The following is a 16,508-nucleotide window of genomic DNA, read 5'->3' on the forward strand; positions in this document are numbered from 1 at the left end:
GAGAGAAATAGATTGAACGCGGGAAAACGTATGGTGAATTCAACCAGTCGCCCCCAGTTAAATAAAGACTACATCCTCCACCAGTTCCACGTTCATTTCCCGGTTTATGAGTTCGATTATTTTCTTTTTGGCGTGTACAAGTTCATTCCGTAGTGGGGCGGATTCTATTTGCAGGAATAAAATGCGATCCCGGACATAGACCTTCTGAGTGCGCGACGAAATCGGATGCCCCATGATTTTTGCCCAGTGTGCCGTGACATAGCTCTCCTCAAAGCCCTTTTTCATGTGGGGCCTGCCAAATACCTGCTCGATTGCCTCCTTCAATGGCGTAATGCCAGGCTTGCGCGAAGCCCGTTCCTTATCGAATTTATAATACTGAGCCATGCACTGGAGATTTCCTGCCCTACGATGGGTTTTTACAAAGATAGAAACAATGTGCTTCTGCCGGAATTTATACGTAGGGAATAGGAAAACCTAAACTTTGAAAGGTTTTGTTCCTTTCTGATTTGCCAAAAAAACAGGGTCGGGCTTGGAATTCCCTCGATTGGGGCTTAATATTGTGCCATCAAGTCAATTGCTTCGCAGTACAGCGGTTGATTTATAGAGAAGAGGCTAGAGAATGGGCTCATAGAACCTCTGGCAACCTATCCCACGCGCAACCGGGACAAGGTGCTAACTCCCACCTAATCGTATTTAGGAAATATAAACCAAAACCCGCGCATGAGTCAGAATCACCCGCATTCCGTTTTCGGAGTGGCTAACTGCCACCCCACACTACCGTTCAATCTGGTTCAGGCCAGGCTCGACGGTATTTTTTGTTGCATGTGCGCCTAACGCGGAAGACTTCCTTTTTGAGGTACTTTTCCCGCTATTGTACACAGGTGGCAGATTGACGCTATGCGATCAAAGCTAAAGACGGTCAGACAACAATTCGAAATTTGATGAGCAGAAATGAATGCTCATCCGGCACAATTCACGATAATACAATTCAACAATTAAACACTTAACACTAATGTCTCAGCAATTCGAAACCCTTCAACTGCACGCTGGCCAGGAACCAGACCCCACGACGAAATCACGGGCCGTGCCTATTTATCAAACGACCTCCTACACTTTCAATGATTCCGAACATGGGGCCAATCTGTTCGCACTGAAAGAATTCGGGAATATTTATACCCGGATCATGAATCCGACCACTGATGTGTTCGAGAAACGCATGGCGGCACTGGAAGGCGGGGTAGCGGCTTTGGCTACCGCCTCAGGCCACGCGGCGCAGTTCCTGGCGATTAACAATATCACCAGCGTTGGCGACAATTTCGTGACCACTTCATTTTTGTACGGCGGCAGCTACAATCAGTTCAGAAACTCGTTCAAGAATATCGGCGTCGAGGCCCGCTTTGCCGACGGTGACGATCCCGCTAGCTTTGAAAAGCTGATCGACGATAAAACTAAGGCCATTTATCTCGAAACGATCGGCAATCCGAGTTTCAGCGTTCCCGATTTTGAAGCTTTCGCCAAACTGGCCGAAAAGCACGACCTGCCCATCATAGTGGACAATACCTTTGGGGCGGGAGGTGCAATCTGTCAGCCGATCAAGTGGGGAGCGCACATTGTAGTCGAGTCGGCTACGAAGTGGGTTGGTGGCCACGGAAATTCCATGGGCGGGGTAATCGTGGATTCCGGTAAGTTCAACTGGGGCAATGGAAAGTACCCCCAGTTCACGGAGCCATCGGACAGCTACCACGGCCTGGTGTACAACGATGTTTTTGGTATGGACGGACCATTCGGCAATATCCAGTTTATCATCCGCGCCCGCGTGGAGGGACTGCGCGACTGGGGGCCGTGCCAGAGTCCGTTCAATGCCTTCATGTTGCTGCAAGGCCTCGAAACATTGACGCTCCGGGTAGAACGCGCCTGCGAAAACGCACTCAAACTGGCTCAGTGGCTTCAAACTCATAAAGCTGTGGAATCGGTGAACTACTCGGGTCTTGAAAGCAGCAAGTACCACAAAGTTGCCGCCAAGTACCTCACGCGTGGGTCCGGCGCCGTGCTTTCATTCAAGCTCAAGGCAGGAAAAGAGGCGGCGGATCACTTTGTGAATTCATTGGGGTTGATCAGTCACCTGGCCAACGTGGGTGATTCGAAGACCCTTATCATTCATCCATCCAGCACTACCCACTCGCAATTGACCGCAGCTGACCAGCTTAATGCCGGCGTGATCCCCGGTGAGCTGCGTGTGTCGGTTGGTATCGAGCACATCGATGACATCAAGGCTGATATGGAGCAGGCATTTGCCCAAATTTCGGTTCAAGCCTAGCTTGAAAATCAGTTCCGGCAAATGGCCGGAACTGATTTTTCTTTTTTATACAGAATTCAAAAAAGTAGCGGACCGGGACGGGAGCTTACTTTACAAAGTGGACCCTGGTCACCTTCCATTGTCAACTGTTCATTAAATGCAGCCCGAGAAAAAAGTATTTAAGTACCCCTATTCTTTTTCGCTGGAATCGGGCCAGACATTGCCTGGCTTCGAGCTGGCCTATACTACCAGCGGCACCCGCGCTGAAAACGACGACAATATCGTGTGGGTATGCCACGCCCTGACAGGCAGCGCCAATGCTTCCGAGTGGTGGGACGGGCTGGTGGGGCCGAACACGCACTTCGATCCGAGCCGGCATTTCGTGGTTTGTGCCAACGTGCTGGGCTCTGCCTATGGCTCAACGGGACCATTGTCTGTCGATCCGCTTACGAAGCAGCCATACTACCATGACTTTCCAAACGTAACAGTGCGTGATGTAGTGAATGCGCTTGACCTGTTGCGTCAGGAATTGGAAATCAAGCGAATCAAGGTTTGTCTGGGTGGTTCTCTGGGTGGTCAGCAGTCGTTGGAGTGGGCTATTCAGCAACCCGATTTGTTCGATGAGCTTATCCTGATCGCCACGAACGCCGTACATTCTTCCTGGGGCATTGCCTTCAATGAATCACAGCGCATGGCGATTCAGGCCGATACAACCTGGCAGCGAAAATCGCCCGATGCCGGGCTGTTGGGCATGGCCGCCGCGCGTTCTTTTGCGCTGCTTTCTTACCGAAACTACGACACTTACAACTTCACGCAGGCCCGCGATAATCCTGATCAGACAGACGAATTCCGGGCTTCATCGTATCAGCGCTACCAGGGCGACAAGTTTATGAAGCGATTCAATGCCTTCTCCTACTGGACGTTGTCGAAAATGATGGACACCCACAATGTGGGCCGTAATCGCGGAGGCATTGTCAATGCTTTGGGTAAGGTCAAAACCAAAACGCTGGTTCTGGGGATTAAGTCCGACATGCTGTTTCCGGTTGTGGAGCAACAGTTTCTGGCACGCCATATTCCCGATGCGGAGTATCAGGAAATCGATTCACTATATGGCCACGATGGCTTTCTGATTGAATACAAGCAATTGACTCAGATTATCAAAGCCTGGCAGGAGAGTAAAGGGAAGCTGGAGGTGGCATAATGATTACCGAAGCAGCTGCACCCATCCTTTAAACGCCAGCGGCTCCGCGTCGCGTTGCACTGACTGGAAACGTACCTTCGCTTCGTAGAAATACTGGCCGGCGGGTAGGTCTTGTCCGGCACTGCTTCGACCATCCCAGTTAATACCCAAATCTATCGTCTCGAATACTTTCACGCCCCAGCGGTTGAAGACGGTAAACTCCGTTTTGTCCAAAAACTCCGGGCAGTTGAGCGGCGTAAAGCTGTCGTTCTTACCGTCTTTGTTAGGTGTGAATACGTTGGGTAGCGCGTACTGCGGGCAGTTGTCCTTACAGACCGTGTTACTGGGCGCACTCTCTACGCCAAAACGGTTTACGGCCGTTACATAGTAGCAGCCCGCGAAAGAGTTAAGCCCGATATGGGCGTATGCCATGGCTGGAGGAACAGGGGCTGTGACTGAGGCCAGGAACGCAGGATTTTCGTCGGTATAGCGGGCGTAGTACACACGGTAAGCCACCACATTGGGATTGCAGATTGCGGGGTTGGAGGTACTTAGGGTCCAGGAAAGATTATTGGTAAAGGTCGATGGATTGCAAAAGGCATCAGGCGAAAGTTTGCTGCAATCCAGCGTATCAATCGCCAGCAGCGGAGCGCAGGGGCGCGTGGTGTCGCTGGGCGAAGCGCAAAGGATTTGGGAGAAATTGTACAAGGTCAGTGATTGTAGCCGTGCGCTTTCGTAGGCTCCCACCGTTTCTACTTTATAACAGTAGGTCGAGTCGGGTGATAGTGTGAGCGAGGTCGTACCATCAGCTGTATAGCGGTCGGTACCATCGTCGGTAAAAGTGAACGACTGCACGTCTTGCACGGGAACATCGGCGATGCGGTTGAATACGCCAGGTCGCCCCCGCTCCTCGCGATAGACGCGGTGAATGCGATCGGTGTTCTTCCAGGGTACATTGGCCGTCCAGGTCAGCCGCACCTGGTTATTGGCCCCACCGACTTGCGCCAGGCGCACGCTGCTGGCGGGCTGCGATTCGTCCAATTTGCCCAAAGTACCATTCGTAGTGACGTAGTAATCGATTTTATAACGATAGGCGTTTTGCTCTGTGTTCAGACTCCGATCCACAAAGAGCGTGTCGGCTACGTTGGGCTGAAAAGTCGTATTGATGCTGGCGACCTGAGTGAAATCAGTACCGTCCAGTCCCGTAGCCCTCAGCAGACGGTATTGTGCGACAAGCCCTGGCAAAGCTCCGGCGGGGCGTGTCCAGCGTACAGTGATGACGCCTTTGCTCTGGCTGGTAGAGTCTACCGTTACATTGGTGATTAATGGGGCAAGCTGCGGCAGATCGGCGCAGAACTCAGCGGAGGGCAGGCTACTGCCGCCGCCATTCAGGCGCCCCGGCTCGTTGGGCGTAGTCCCCCGACGCGGAAACAACGTCACGATGCGATAACTGTAATTTACGCCCGGCTGCAAACCTTGCCCGGCATTGGAGTCTAAGTAAAACGTTTCCCCCACACCTACGCGCGCAATTTCTTCATAACCCAGCCCCAGCGGCAAGCCGGGCTGGCAGGCTCCGGCGTCGAAGTCAGAACAGCCGACTTTGCGATAAATCGCGATTTGTGCTCCCGGTACCTGACAGCGGTAGCTGCTCCACGTCAGCCGGAAGGCGCGGTCCGCCGCATCGGCCACAGGTTCGGCCCGCAGATTTTGCGGCTTGGGCCCGTATACGCGAATTTTAAACGTTCGGATGTCCACTAGTTTGCGGAAAAGCGAAGGATTGGGGCGGGTAGGGGCGGGGCCATCCTCAACTTTCACCAGCACGTCGTATGGTTCCAGCCGGATGTGGTCGCAGCCCGTCTGCCAGCGGAAAACCCCTGTCACTTGGCCCGGATTATTAGAATTGGTCACACTAAACTGCGCATTTTGAACGGGTACCAGATCAGGGAGATAGACACCGCTGTTGGAGGTGAGCGTCAGGATGTCGCCGTTTGGGTCGGTGGCCGTGATGCTTTGCTGGACGAGCGTTCCGGCTTCCACGCAAAGGTCAGGAATGGCGGCCAGTTTGGGTCGGTCGTTAGGGCTGTCGATGACGATGATCTGCATGTCACGGACGATCTCACCAATCAGCACCCCATTGCGCCATTCTTCTACGACGAAGGCGACATTGTAAAAGCCAGTTTTGGCAGGAGCGTCCCAAACCAAATCGCCTGTAATAGAGTCGAGTGTGAAAGTCGAAGGAGAGGAGCCGCCCTCAATGTTGCCAAAGGGTGGTACCAAATTAGGCTGTACATAGCTGGTTATATTTACTCCCTGGCCGGGAGTCTGGCTTCGCTGGGGTTCAATGAGGCGGTAGGCCAAACTATCGCCATCTGCATCGAACGCACCAGGATTATGAATGTACCGCTGGCCTACTGCGGCTAAGTCGATGGGGGGATTAAGAAGAACGGGCGTGCGATTCAATCCCAAACCGGCATTGATCACCAGGGTCGAACGGACAAAGAAATCAATATCTCCTGACCCTATTCCACCCAAATTGTCGATTCCTCTGTTTCTGTTAATAATAGATGTTTCTGTTAATAATAGAGGTGGAAATAGTGAAAGTACCGGGGGCTGGGAAAGTATATGTGAAAACATATTCATTGCGGCTGGTGCCATTGCCAATATTGGCGATGGGCGTTTTTCGGGCAACCTCAATGGGCCCTACACTACCTACGTAAAAACGTACAGAGTTCTGTGTTCTGGCCGCATCAGAACCACCCACCTGGTCGTAACAGCCTGTAAAGGTAATCTCATACGTCAGCGAACTGCCGGAAATCCGCCTGGCGGTTATTTCACCCGCCCGCACATGGGAGGCGCAGACATCGTGATAAATTGTTCCGATAAGTGTCAAAAGAAGCGCAGCGGGTAGGTACTTTCTCATAGCGATCGAAGGATTAGGGTAACCATACTCCTTTTTGAACGATCACCTGTTTGAAAAAATGTGCGATCGGGGAATTTTGATTTAGCTTTATAGTAGATGGACATTCTGATAACTACCCACTTAGAAATATTTCTCATCGTCGCCGCCAAAGGCCACGTTAGCATAGGCGTCGAAGGTAGTTTAGGTCGTACACGTTAAGAAATAGAGTCTGGCAAGGTTGCATGAAGGCAATCCTGGGTACCTTATGATTTTCCTACTGCTGAACAATCTGGAATTCATCACTAATCGAAAGAGTTTGGGCGGCACCTGATATCTGGTTTCGTGGAAATCAAGAAGCCAGATTTTAATTTAATCGCTGGCGAGAGGCTGACAGATAAGAAAATTTAAAGGTTGCAAGTGAAAGCAGGAGAACGAAATAGCTATTTATAGAAAAAGTCTGATGTTCTGTGCCAGACTTTTCTTAATTTTAAATTCAAAATTCCGCATTCGCTAAATTATTTATGCTTCGTAGGTTAGTCTTTTACAAGAAAAGCACCATTGCCTTTTTTGCCACACTAGGAATATTTTTCAGCAGCAGCGCTTTCCGTCTTACTCCTCCTCCTTTATCCAGTTATCCGAGTGACACGATTCCGGTCGTGGATAAACCCTTTGTTTATGATTCCCTGACGGAAAAAGAAAAGCGTTTTCCAGAGTTTGCGATCGCCGGACTGGACGTAGCCGAAGGGCTGGAAGCCACTCTTTTTGCCTCGGAGCCAACCATTTCCAACCCGACCAGCATCGATGTGGATCACCGGGGCCGTGTTTGGGTTTGCGATGCCTACAACTTCCGCCCCAATATTCATGGCGATGCCCAGCCGCGTTCAAAGCAGGACCGCCTGACCGGTGACCGCATCCTGATTCTTGAAGATACCGATGGCGACGGCAAGGCAGACCTCACAAAGGTTTTTTATGAAGGCCCCGAACTCGACGCGCCTCTGGGCATAGCAGTTCTGGGAAACCGCGTGATAGTGTCGCAGAGCCCCTACGTATGGCTGTTCACCGACGACGATGGCGACGATAAAGCTGACCGGAAAGAAATTATTTTCCGGGGCATCAGTGGCTCCAAGCACGACCACGGGGTACATTCCTTCGTGTTTGGCCCCGATGGAAAATTCTACTTCAACTTTGGTAGCGAAGGCCGCCAACTGCTTGATGCGCGAGGGCGTGGTTTCTATGACAAATACGACCAGCCTATCAATTTCAGGAATTACCGTGAAGGCATGGTGTTTCGCTGCGACCAGAATTTTAAGAATCTGGAAGTGTTGGGTGATAACTTCCGGAACGGCCTGGAAGTAGCGGTGGATAGCTACGGGTCGGTATGGACGTCAGATCACGATGAAGATGGCAATGAGAGCGTGCGCATCAACTACGTAATGGAAAACGGCAACTTTGGCTATACGGACGAGATGGACGGTACCACCTGGCGGATCAACCGCACCAACCTCGAAGACGATATCGCCCGCCGCCACTGGCACCAGAATGACCCCGGCGTAGTGCCTGACTTGCTGCACACGGGTTCGGGTTCCCCGGCTGGAATGACTGTGTACGAAGGCCAATTGCTTCCGCGCCAGTTTCAGAACCAGATCATTCACGCCGATGCGGGACCTAACGTAGTGCGCGGCTATCCGACCGTACCGGATGGTGCGGGCTACAAGGCAACTATCATTGACCTGGTGAAAGGCACCAGAGACAAGTGGTTTCGTCCATCGGACGTGTGTGCCGCTCCGGATGGCTCGCTGATTGTGTCCGATTGGTATGATCCCGGCGAACCGGATGCCGACATAGGTCCTCTGGACCGAAACAGAGGGCGGATATACCGGATCGCGCCACCCAAAACACCTTATGTTTCACCAAAGTACGATCTTACCTCGCCTCAGGAAGCGACCGACGCCCTGCAAAGCGCCAACATGGCCACCCGGTACCTGGCCTGGAATGCCCTGGTGAAAATGAGTTTCAAGGCCGAACCGCCGCTGAGCGAATTGCTGCATCGCTACAATGCCGAGCCCCGGCTGCGGGCCAGGGCATTGTGGGTACTGAACAATATTGAGGGGGTTAGTAGCCGGCATCTGGAAAACTCTTTCCGAAATATCAACCCCAACCTGCGCATCACGGCCCTTCGGGCGGTGCGGCAGCGCAACTCAGACCCTACTGAATACATCAAGCGCCTCACTACCGACCGTGACCCGGCGGTGCGTCGTGAGTGTGCCCTGGCGATCTACCGCAACCATACTTACGAAGCCCTCGACGTGTGGCTTCAGCTTGCTGATCAATACGAGGGAAATGACCGCTGGTATCTGGAAGCGCTCGGTATCGGAGGCTACAAACAATGGGACAGATTGTTTAAAGCATGGCTTAATAAAGTCGGTGACCCGCTGAAAAATCCTGCTTACCGCGACATTGTCTGGCGTTCGCGCTCCAAGTACACCATTCCCTACCTGGCCCGCCTCACGGCCGAGTCTGATTCGTCACTTAAGAGTAGGCTCCGGTACTTCCGCGCCTTCGATTTCGTTCCTACCAGTTACGACAAGTCAATGGCGCTATTGGGCATTACCCAGAAAAAAATACCTGATCATATCCCCGTGAGCAAATACGCCTTGTACCATTTGGGGAAAGATTTCATTCAGGATTCCTATTGGGGCAAAATTGCGCTGGTCAGGTTACTGAATGAAACCTACGGTACTGAAGACTATATGGAACTGGTAGCGCGCTATGAGCCCGCCTTTGAGAATGAACGCCTTTACCAACTCGCCATCGAACGTCCTGACACCGACCTGGGACGTGAAGCGGGCAGGCAGTTGCTCCGGCAGGCCCCGAATTCTTACATTTGGTACAAGTTGGAGCATAGCAATAGTGAAAAACAACTGGCCCTGCTGGCTTCCATCAAGGCCGTTGGTAGCCAGAATTCCCTCACAGTTCTAGCCAGTGTCGCCGCAGGTTCGGTTTATACCCTCCCTGTCCGGCTACGGGCCGCCCGGTATCTCGGCGGTAGTTGGGAAGGGGAGGAGTTCGTATTGAAATTGTTGAAGGAAAACCGCCTTAATGGTGAAGTGAAAGCGGCTGCCCTGGATGGCATCAGTCAGGCCTACCGTAAGGAAATCCGCGACGAAGCCGACAAGTACCTTGATTTTAACAATGGAGGGGCCAACAAGAATGTCTTCTAACCCTGAATTATCAGACAATAGAACTCTGGGTCCCTCACCATCTGAAAAACACTGGTATATTTTCTACTCCACGTACTTTATTAAAAGCGTCGGCACAGATTGTCTCGCTCTTAGCATTTTCTACCTGAGTGAAAATTTCCGGTTTGGCCGACAGCGTTCAAAAATCATTCATTGTTTACCGTCAATTTCTCAATAAAAAATGATGCGTCGAAGAAATTTTGTAAAATCCTCCTTAGGCCTGGCCGGGGCAGCGACTCTGGTTGGTAGTAGTGCTGCCGCCAATCCTACCGCCAAGTTTGACTACCATCTAAAATACGCTCCTCACTTTGGAATGTTCAAAAATTCAGCCGGGAACGACCTGATCGACCAGTTGAAATTTATGGCTGACCAGGGTTTTACGGCCCTTGAAGACAATGGAATGATGAAACGTCCTGTGGAAGAACAGGAACGAATTGCCAAGGAGATGTCGCGTCTGGGAATGGAGATGGGCGTGTTTGTGATCGACAAAGGCGGCAACGGTGCCAACACGCTGGCAGCAGGCAAGCAAGAGTACATCGATATTTTTCTGGATGGGTGCCGCAGGGCGGTGGAAGTAGGCAAGCGCGTCAATGCCAAATGGGCTACCGTGGTACCGGGCGATTTCGAGCGTAATCTGCCCATTGGTGTGCAGACGGGTAACGTCATCGACGCTCTGCGTCGGGGATCAGAGATTTTGGAAAAAAGCGGCTTGGTCATGGTACTTGAGCCGCTCAGCGACTCGCCGAATCTTTTCCTGCGTACGTCAGACCAGACCTATGAAATTTGCCGCGGTGTTAACAGTCCTTCTTGCAAGATCTTGTTCGACATTTACCACATGCAAAAAAATGAGGGCCACATCATCCCTCATATCGACTGGACCTGGTCCGAAATCGACTATTTCCAGATCGGCGACAATCCTGGACGTAAGGAGCCAACTACCGGTGAGATCAACTACAAGAATATTTTCAAGCATATTTACGACCGCAGTAAAAAGGAGAATAAAAGCTTCATCATGGGTATGGAACATGGCAATTTCTACCCAGGAAAAGAAGGCGAAATGAAACTTATCAAGGCGTACCAGGAGAGCGACGGATTTAGCGTTTAGGGATTAGGTAGTTTTTAAAAAAGTGTGAACGGTCAATAGTCAAAAGGTCGAGCGGCGTTTTCTGATTTTAATTTCTACTTACGAGATTGAAATCTTCCTGCTGCTGGCCTTTTGACTATTAATCCTTTTAGCCCAAGAAATAACGTTGCCACCATGAGACAGCAGATTCTCAGTATCGAGCAGACTCGTCAGAAAATCAGGCGGATAGCTTACGAAATTTACGAACGAAATTTCGAGGAGGAAGAAATTGTCCTTGCCGGTATTGCCGGACAGGGCTACGAGTTTGCGCGGCTGTTGGCCAAAGAATTGCAGGATATTTCGCCCATAAAGACCAGTCTGGCCGAAATGCTGTTCGATAAGGAAAAACCGCATAAAAGCGAGATTACTTTTCGCAATGAACTGGTACTGACCGACGGCAAAGTCGTCATTATGGCCGACGATGTCCTGAACACCGGTCGTACTCTGGCCTTTGCCTTACAGCCCTTTCTGCAGCACCGCCTGAAAAAATTGCAGGTGGCCGTGATCGTGGATCGTGACCACCGCAACTTTCCCGTTTCTGCCGATTACGTCGGCTACGCGCTGAGTACCACTTTCAATGAACACGTGGAGGTAGTACTCAGCCGGGAAGGGGAGGAGGGGGTTTATCTGAAATAGGGCGAAGAAATTAGTGCCATTCCAAAAACGTCTCCTTGGGAAGATTTTCCAACACAGGGGGTACTTTATTTATATTTTTCCCTGACAAAACCTGTTCGTACTTGGCCAGATACGCAAGGGTCATCTGGTTGCTGTTAAAGGTAGTTGAGGCATACTCATGGCAGTGTTTTGCATTGTAGGATCCGCTTGCTTCAATCGCAGCGACAAGATCATTCGCCTTATTGGACAATTCGCCAAATTCGCTACCGACGATCTCTGGCAAGGCACCGTAAGGTGTGCCGAACACCGGGCAGCCGAAGTAAAGGCTTTCGATTATGGCCAGACCGAATGGCTCATGCCAGCGAACGGGAAAGATCAAGCCTTTTGACCCGTTCAATAGCTCATTCTTTTCCCTGCCCCCTACCATTCCGTAGAAACTGATCCTGGGCGAAAAAGTAAGCCTCAGCCCCATTTTTATATTGAATCTTTTGCCACCCAGCACTTTAAGCTTTTCCGACTTGGTTTGCTTAATGATATCGATAGCTCCCTTGACATTTTTCACGCGCCAGGCAGCTTTACCCAGAAAATGAAAATAGTCGCGCTTCCGGTTGAAATTTGGTTTGGAATACTGGTTCCAGTCCAGGCCGTTGTACACAAATGCGGACGATCCGTGCCTTTCGGCATGATTTCGGGATATGAAGACGGTATTTAAGTCAAAGGGTTTTGAGGTGATAATATTTTCGTGAATCGTGATCAGATAAGGCTTCCTGACTCTATCGATGTTTTTGGGAGCGAAATGAAAATGGACCAAATCGATGGCTTCGGGAATCTGGGCAGTTATATCGATCGCATCATCAATGGGTAGTACTTCCGCAAATTCACAATGAGACCCACTTTTCACGAGATATACCACCTGGTGACCAAGCCTTACCAATTCTCTTCCTAAATCCCAGATCACTCGTTCGATGCCTCCGTATAGATGCACAGGAATGACCGCTTTATGGACAATTAATATTTTCATCGACACCCAGTTATTAAAAAGTATTACCCGAGCAGGCCCAGGACATCTTCCCTGGAAAGCGACTTGAAGAATCCCTCTTCATTGGAAATCAACTCATCGGCCAGTTGGCGTTTGGATTGCTGCAAGGCCAGAATTTTTTCTTCCACTGTATTTTTGGTGATGAATTTATAGGTGAAAACCGTTTGCTCCTGTCCGATGCGGTGCGCGCGGTCAATTGCCTGCGCCTCCACAGCGGGATTCCACCAGGGGTCGAGTATGAAAACGTAATCGGCAGCGGTGAGGTTGAGTCCCACACCGCCCGCTTTAAGGGAAATCAGGAATAGCTTAAGCGTCGGGTCATTCTGGAACGTCTCCACTTCCCGCTGGCGGTCTTTGGTAGAGCCATCGAGATAGGCGTAGCGAATTTTCTTCCGATCGAGGTGGTGGCGAAGCAGCGTCAGATGCTTAACGAATTGACTGAAAACTAATATTTTGTGATTTTCACTGATGGCCGTTTCCAATTTGTGAATCACATCGTCAAACTTTCCCGAGTCGCTATCGTACCCTTCATCAACCAGTCGCGGGTGATTGGCCAATTGGCGGAGCTTGGACAGCCCCTGCAAAACGGCCATTTGAGAACGTGAGAATCCCTCATTGTCAATTTGTTCCAGAATCAAATTCCGGTAGTACGACTTTGCCTCCTCGTACTTTTTCTCCTGATCTTCGCTCATGTCGCAGTACTGGACACTCTCCACTTTTTCAGGCAAATCGGTAGCTACCTGCGACTTGTGGCGGCGGAGAATAAAAGGCTTGATGTGATCGTAGAGGCGTTGCCGTTTATCGGCATCGTTTTTCTTTTCGATAGGAATCAGGTACTCTTTCTTGAAAAAAGACTGGGTACCCAGCAGCCCCGGATTTATGAACGTCAGCTGGGTCCACAGATCCATGGTGCTGTTTTCGAGCGGAGTTCCGGTTAAAATCAGACGATGCGCTGCCTGCAACTTCATAACCGCTTTGGAGACTCCGGAAGTCGGATTTTTGATCGCCTGTGATTCATCCAGAATAAGGTAGTTGAATCGAAAATTTTTTAGCAGATCCACATCCATTCTAACGATTCCGTACGAAGTCAGGATGAGGTCGTATTCATTAAAAATATCCGTGTTCTTCTCCCGATAGGTCCCGGTGTAGAGGAAAGCCCTCAAACCGGGAGTAAAGCGTTCGGCTTCCAGCCGCCAGTTGTAAAGCAGCGACGTGGGCATGACCAGCAGCGAAGGCCTGTCAGTCCCGGCCTCTTTTTCTGATTGAAGCAATGCCAGCGTCTGAATGGTCTTGCCCAATCCCATGTCATCCGCCAGGCAGCCACCGAAGCGGTACTGGTTCAGGAAGCGCAGCCAGTCGTAGCCCGCCTTTTGGTAGCGGCGCAGTTCGCCCCGGAAGTTTTTGGGCGGGTCGTAGGTTTCTATTTCCTGAAAGTCCCGGAGGTTTTCAAGCTTGCGACTCAAAACGGTCGTCGCCAGGCTATCGCGCTCCAATTCCTGCACGAGCATCATGTGGTACTTTTTCAACCGGATCTGCTCGTCCTTAGTATTGGCATCCACCAGGTTGAAAAGTTCGGAATACCTGGTGAACCATGACTCTGGAATTACGGCGATTTCGCCGTTGGGCAACGTGAATTCCCTTTTTCGCTGCAAAATGTGGCGGCGCAACTGAACGAACGGAATTTCAAAATCCCCGAACTTAACCTTAGCGCGGATGTCAAACCAGTCGCGACCTTCCTCAATCGAGAGATCGAGGGAAGAATACCCTAAAAAGTACCTTTTTTCGTTTTCGACGTTTTGCTGCAGACTGATATTCTTCTGCTTCAGTCTGGCCACGTTCTCATTCAACCAGTCGAACGCCTGCGCTTTGGGCCAGGTCACCCGGTGGTTTCGTAGGTCGAGCCCCCATTCCCGGAGGTCATCGACCCTTTGTTTTTCAAAAGCCAGACTGCGCCGTACCTTATGGAACACATAGTCGTTACCGATTCTCTCCAGATTCACGTGAGCATCGTGGGCCAGACTATCGAAGGCAAATGCGTGTTGGCCATATTGAAAGGATAGGGAGAGAATTACGTCACTGTCCGTGACCGGGTCTGCCACTAAGCTGTTTTTAGCTGTTCCTGCATTACCATTTTTCTTAAAATTTTCGGAAATGTTGAGCACGGGCCGCGCCGGAAAAGATTCCTGCCGAATTTCGAGGCCTTTCGATACCACGTCGTAACCGGCAATCAGGGGTGCCACAAACCGGCGGTAGTAGACATCCTCCATCTCCCGCGGGATTGCGATAAATTTTTTATCCAGAAAAGGCCTGATCTTTTTCCCGTCCACCCCCTCTTCAAAATGATACAAGCCGCCGTTTACGAGCAGAAAAGCGGGTTCATCGCAAAGTACCATGCCCCCGGCGTACCTGAAATGCAGTTTTTCTCCCTCGTACCGCATTGTAGGGAAATAATGGGTATTCTCCTCGTTGCGCACAAAATGGAAGCGCACCCTGGTAGGGGCGGGCATCCAGGTGATGGGTTGCCAGGTAGGGTTACCGTCATTCCCCATAATAAACAGCCTTTTTTGCGCCAGCTGGGGCAGAATTTTGGCCTTTATCATTTCAAAATAACCGGCGATCGCACCTTGTAAACCCTTATCGCCTTTTTGGGGATCATATATTTTCAGAAAAAAATCAACTGGTTTGCGTTTGCGGACGTCGAATTTTTGCAAGATGACTTCCTGCTGCATCTCGTCGATGAGTTTTACCAATTCAAAGTCGGTTTCGTCCAGGCCGGCGGCAAATTCCTGGACGTTTTTTGAAGATATATTCTGGTATAGAAAAGTCAGTTCTTTGTTTTCATTGAGCTGAATGACAAAGGATTCGAACAGGTAGCCGAGGTACTCATGCCGAAGCAAAGAATAGATGATCTGGTAGGGTTCCGTAGTAGAGACCTTCATTTACTGGAAGAGTTGTGCAAAAAGCTGATAAGGGAAAAGGTTGACAAGAGCCCCTTACCGACCACAAGCCAAAAAGAAAAATTTCAAATATAGGCCGATGAAGAATGAAAACAAATTTTCCGATCCGGTACAGGAGTAAGGCCCCTGCTCCTATCTTTGCCCCACCCCATTTCGATTGACTAACCCTACAAAGTACCTATTCATGAAGAGCATTGCCATTTTTGCCTCGGGTTCGGGCTCCAATGCCGAGGCCATCGTCCGGCATTTTCAGGCGCGCACCGATGTGCAGATCTCGCTTATCCTGACCAACAACCCCGAAGCGGGCGTGATCAAACGCGCCAGGCGGCTGCACATTCCGGCGGTAGTATTCGACAGACACGCTTTTTATGAAACAGACCGTGTTCTGGAATTGCTGGTGAATCAGAAAATCGATCTGGTAGTTTTGGCGGGGTTCATGATGCTGATCCCTGAAAAGCTCATTCATGCTTTTCCAGAAAAAATGGTGAACATTCATCCGGCGCTACTTCCGCGGTATGGCGGAAAGGGGATGTACGGTCACTTTGTGCATGAAGCAGTCGTGGCCGCCGGAGAGCCCCAATCCGGGATTACAATCCATTTTGTGAATGAGGTGTATGACGATGGTGAAGTGATTTTTCAGGCTACCTGCGACCTGGAAGCCAAAGATTCGCCCGAGGACGTTGCCCGAAAAGTGCAGGCGCTGGAACATGAGCATTACCCCGTTGTTATCGACAGACTTATTTCCAATTTTACGGAATGATTGTTTTATAAACCGGATCACCGCCCGTCAACAATCAGGGCCTTTCTTCCGCAAGCCGTGAAACTCTACCAACAATTTTTCGTTATATTCGTGTGAACGTTCAAATTCAAGCCGACTACTGATATCCTGAGACCCATGAAAATTGTATTTAATATATTTCTTATTTTATCTCTTCTTATCGCCTTCGTGCCGCCTTTCCGGCGTTTCCTTTTCCATCTGTTGGTGGGACGGCAACTGATGAAAGAGCAACGCAAGTACCAAAACGGCGGTCGCCCACCCCAGCGCGAGGGTAGTATCCGCGTTGATCCGACTGCCAAAAAATCGGACAATGACACCCGCTTCCGTGGTGGCGAATACGTTGACTATGAGGAGGTGAAATAAGACATGGCCAGTCATTAAA

At 50.5% G+C, this 16,508-nt stretch carries 12 protein-coding genes and 1 riboswitch; of the genes, 7 read left to right on the top strand and 5 right to left on the bottom strand.

Annotation, left to right across the window (positions count from 1 at the left end; all coding sequences use genetic code 11):
- Positions 1-57 precede the first annotated feature (57 nt).
- Complete coding sequence (locus IE117_RS17790; protein WP_189565823.1) at positions 58-384, bottom strand: DciA family protein; 327 nt, start codon at positions 382-384, stop codon at positions 58-60.
- 211 nt (positions 385-595) lie between these two features.
- A riboswitch (SAM riboswitch) is annotated at positions 596-709 on the top strand.
- Between the two features lie 303 nt (positions 710-1,012).
- Here IE117_RS17790 and IE117_RS17795 point away from each other — a divergent pair.
- On the top strand, positions 1,013-2,317 hold the full coding sequence (locus IE117_RS17795; RefSeq protein WP_189565824.1) for an O-acetylhomoserine aminocarboxypropyltransferase/cysteine synthase family protein: 1,305 nt from the start codon (positions 1,013-1,015) through the stop codon (positions 2,315-2,317).
- Positions 2,318-2,453: 136 nt separating this feature from the next.
- Entirely contained in the window at positions 2,454-3,497 is a 1,044-nt protein-coding gene (locus IE117_RS17800; protein ID WP_189565825.1) for a homoserine O-acetyltransferase family protein, read from the top strand.
- Positions 3,498-3,500: 3 nt separating this feature from the next.
- Here IE117_RS17800 and IE117_RS17805 read toward each other — a convergent pair whose 3' ends face one another.
- A complete protein-coding gene (locus IE117_RS17805) occupies positions 3,501-6,008 on the bottom strand; it encodes a T9SS type B sorting domain-containing protein (RefSeq protein ID WP_229581088.1) in 2,508 nt (835 codons plus the stop codon).
- 22 nt (positions 6,009-6,030) lie between these two features.
- A complete protein-coding gene (locus IE117_RS26275; protein WP_229581090.1) occupies positions 6,031-6,396 on the bottom strand; it encodes a cupredoxin domain-containing protein in 366 nt (121 codons plus the stop codon).
- Positions 6,397-6,896: 500 nt separating this feature from the next.
- Here IE117_RS26275 and IE117_RS17810 point away from each other — a divergent pair, with 500 nt between their 5' ends.
- The 3 genes from IE117_RS17810 (at position 6,897) to IE117_RS17820 (ending at position 11,373) form a co-directional block, all read left to right on the top strand.
- Positions 6,897-9,596, top strand: coding sequence for a PVC-type heme-binding CxxCH protein (locus IE117_RS17810; RefSeq protein WP_189565826.1), 2,700 nt, complete (start codon positions 6,897-6,899; stop codon positions 9,594-9,596).
- Between the two features lie 202 nt (positions 9,597-9,798).
- The gene (locus IE117_RS17815; protein WP_189565981.1) at positions 9,799-10,719 is read left to right on the top strand and encodes a hydroxypyruvate isomerase family protein; all 921 of its coding nucleotides are present in this window, start codon (positions 9,799-9,801) and stop codon (positions 10,717-10,719) included.
- A gap of 153 nt (positions 10,720-10,872) precedes the next feature.
- A complete protein-coding gene (locus IE117_RS17820; RefSeq protein WP_189565827.1) occupies positions 10,873-11,373 on the top strand; it encodes a phosphoribosyltransferase family protein in 501 nt (166 codons plus the stop codon).
- 10 nt (positions 11,374-11,383) lie between these two features.
- Here IE117_RS17820 and IE117_RS17825 read toward each other — a convergent pair whose 3' ends face one another.
- Positions 11,384-12,373 (bottom strand): glycosyltransferase, encoded by a 990-nt coding sequence (locus IE117_RS17825; RefSeq protein ID WP_189565828.1) that lies wholly within the window; start codon positions 12,371-12,373, stop codon positions 11,384-11,386.
- Between the two features lie 23 nt (positions 12,374-12,396).
- Positions 12,397-15,330: a DEAD/DEAH box helicase gene (locus IE117_RS17830; RefSeq protein ID WP_189565829.1), complete on the bottom strand. Its 2,934-nt coding sequence runs from the start codon at positions 15,328-15,330 to the stop codon at positions 12,397-12,399.
- 202 nt (positions 15,331-15,532) lie between these two features.
- Between IE117_RS17830 and purN the strand changes: the two genes are divergently transcribed.
- Positions 15,533-16,108: a phosphoribosylglycinamide formyltransferase gene (purN, locus tag IE117_RS17835; protein WP_189565830.1), complete on the top strand. Its 576-nt coding sequence runs from the start codon at positions 15,533-15,535 to the stop codon at positions 16,106-16,108.
- 135 nt (positions 16,109-16,243) lie between these two features.
- Positions 16,244-16,489 (top strand): DUF4834 domain-containing protein, encoded by a 246-nt coding sequence (locus tag IE117_RS17840; protein ID WP_189565831.1) that lies wholly within the window; start codon positions 16,244-16,246, stop codon positions 16,487-16,489.
- Positions 16,490-16,508 lie beyond the last annotated feature (19 nt).

This window comes from Persicitalea jodogahamensis, assembly GCF_014651615.1.
Classification (GTDB): domain Bacteria; phylum Bacteroidota; class Bacteroidia; order Cytophagales; family Spirosomataceae; genus Persicitalea; species Persicitalea jodogahamensis.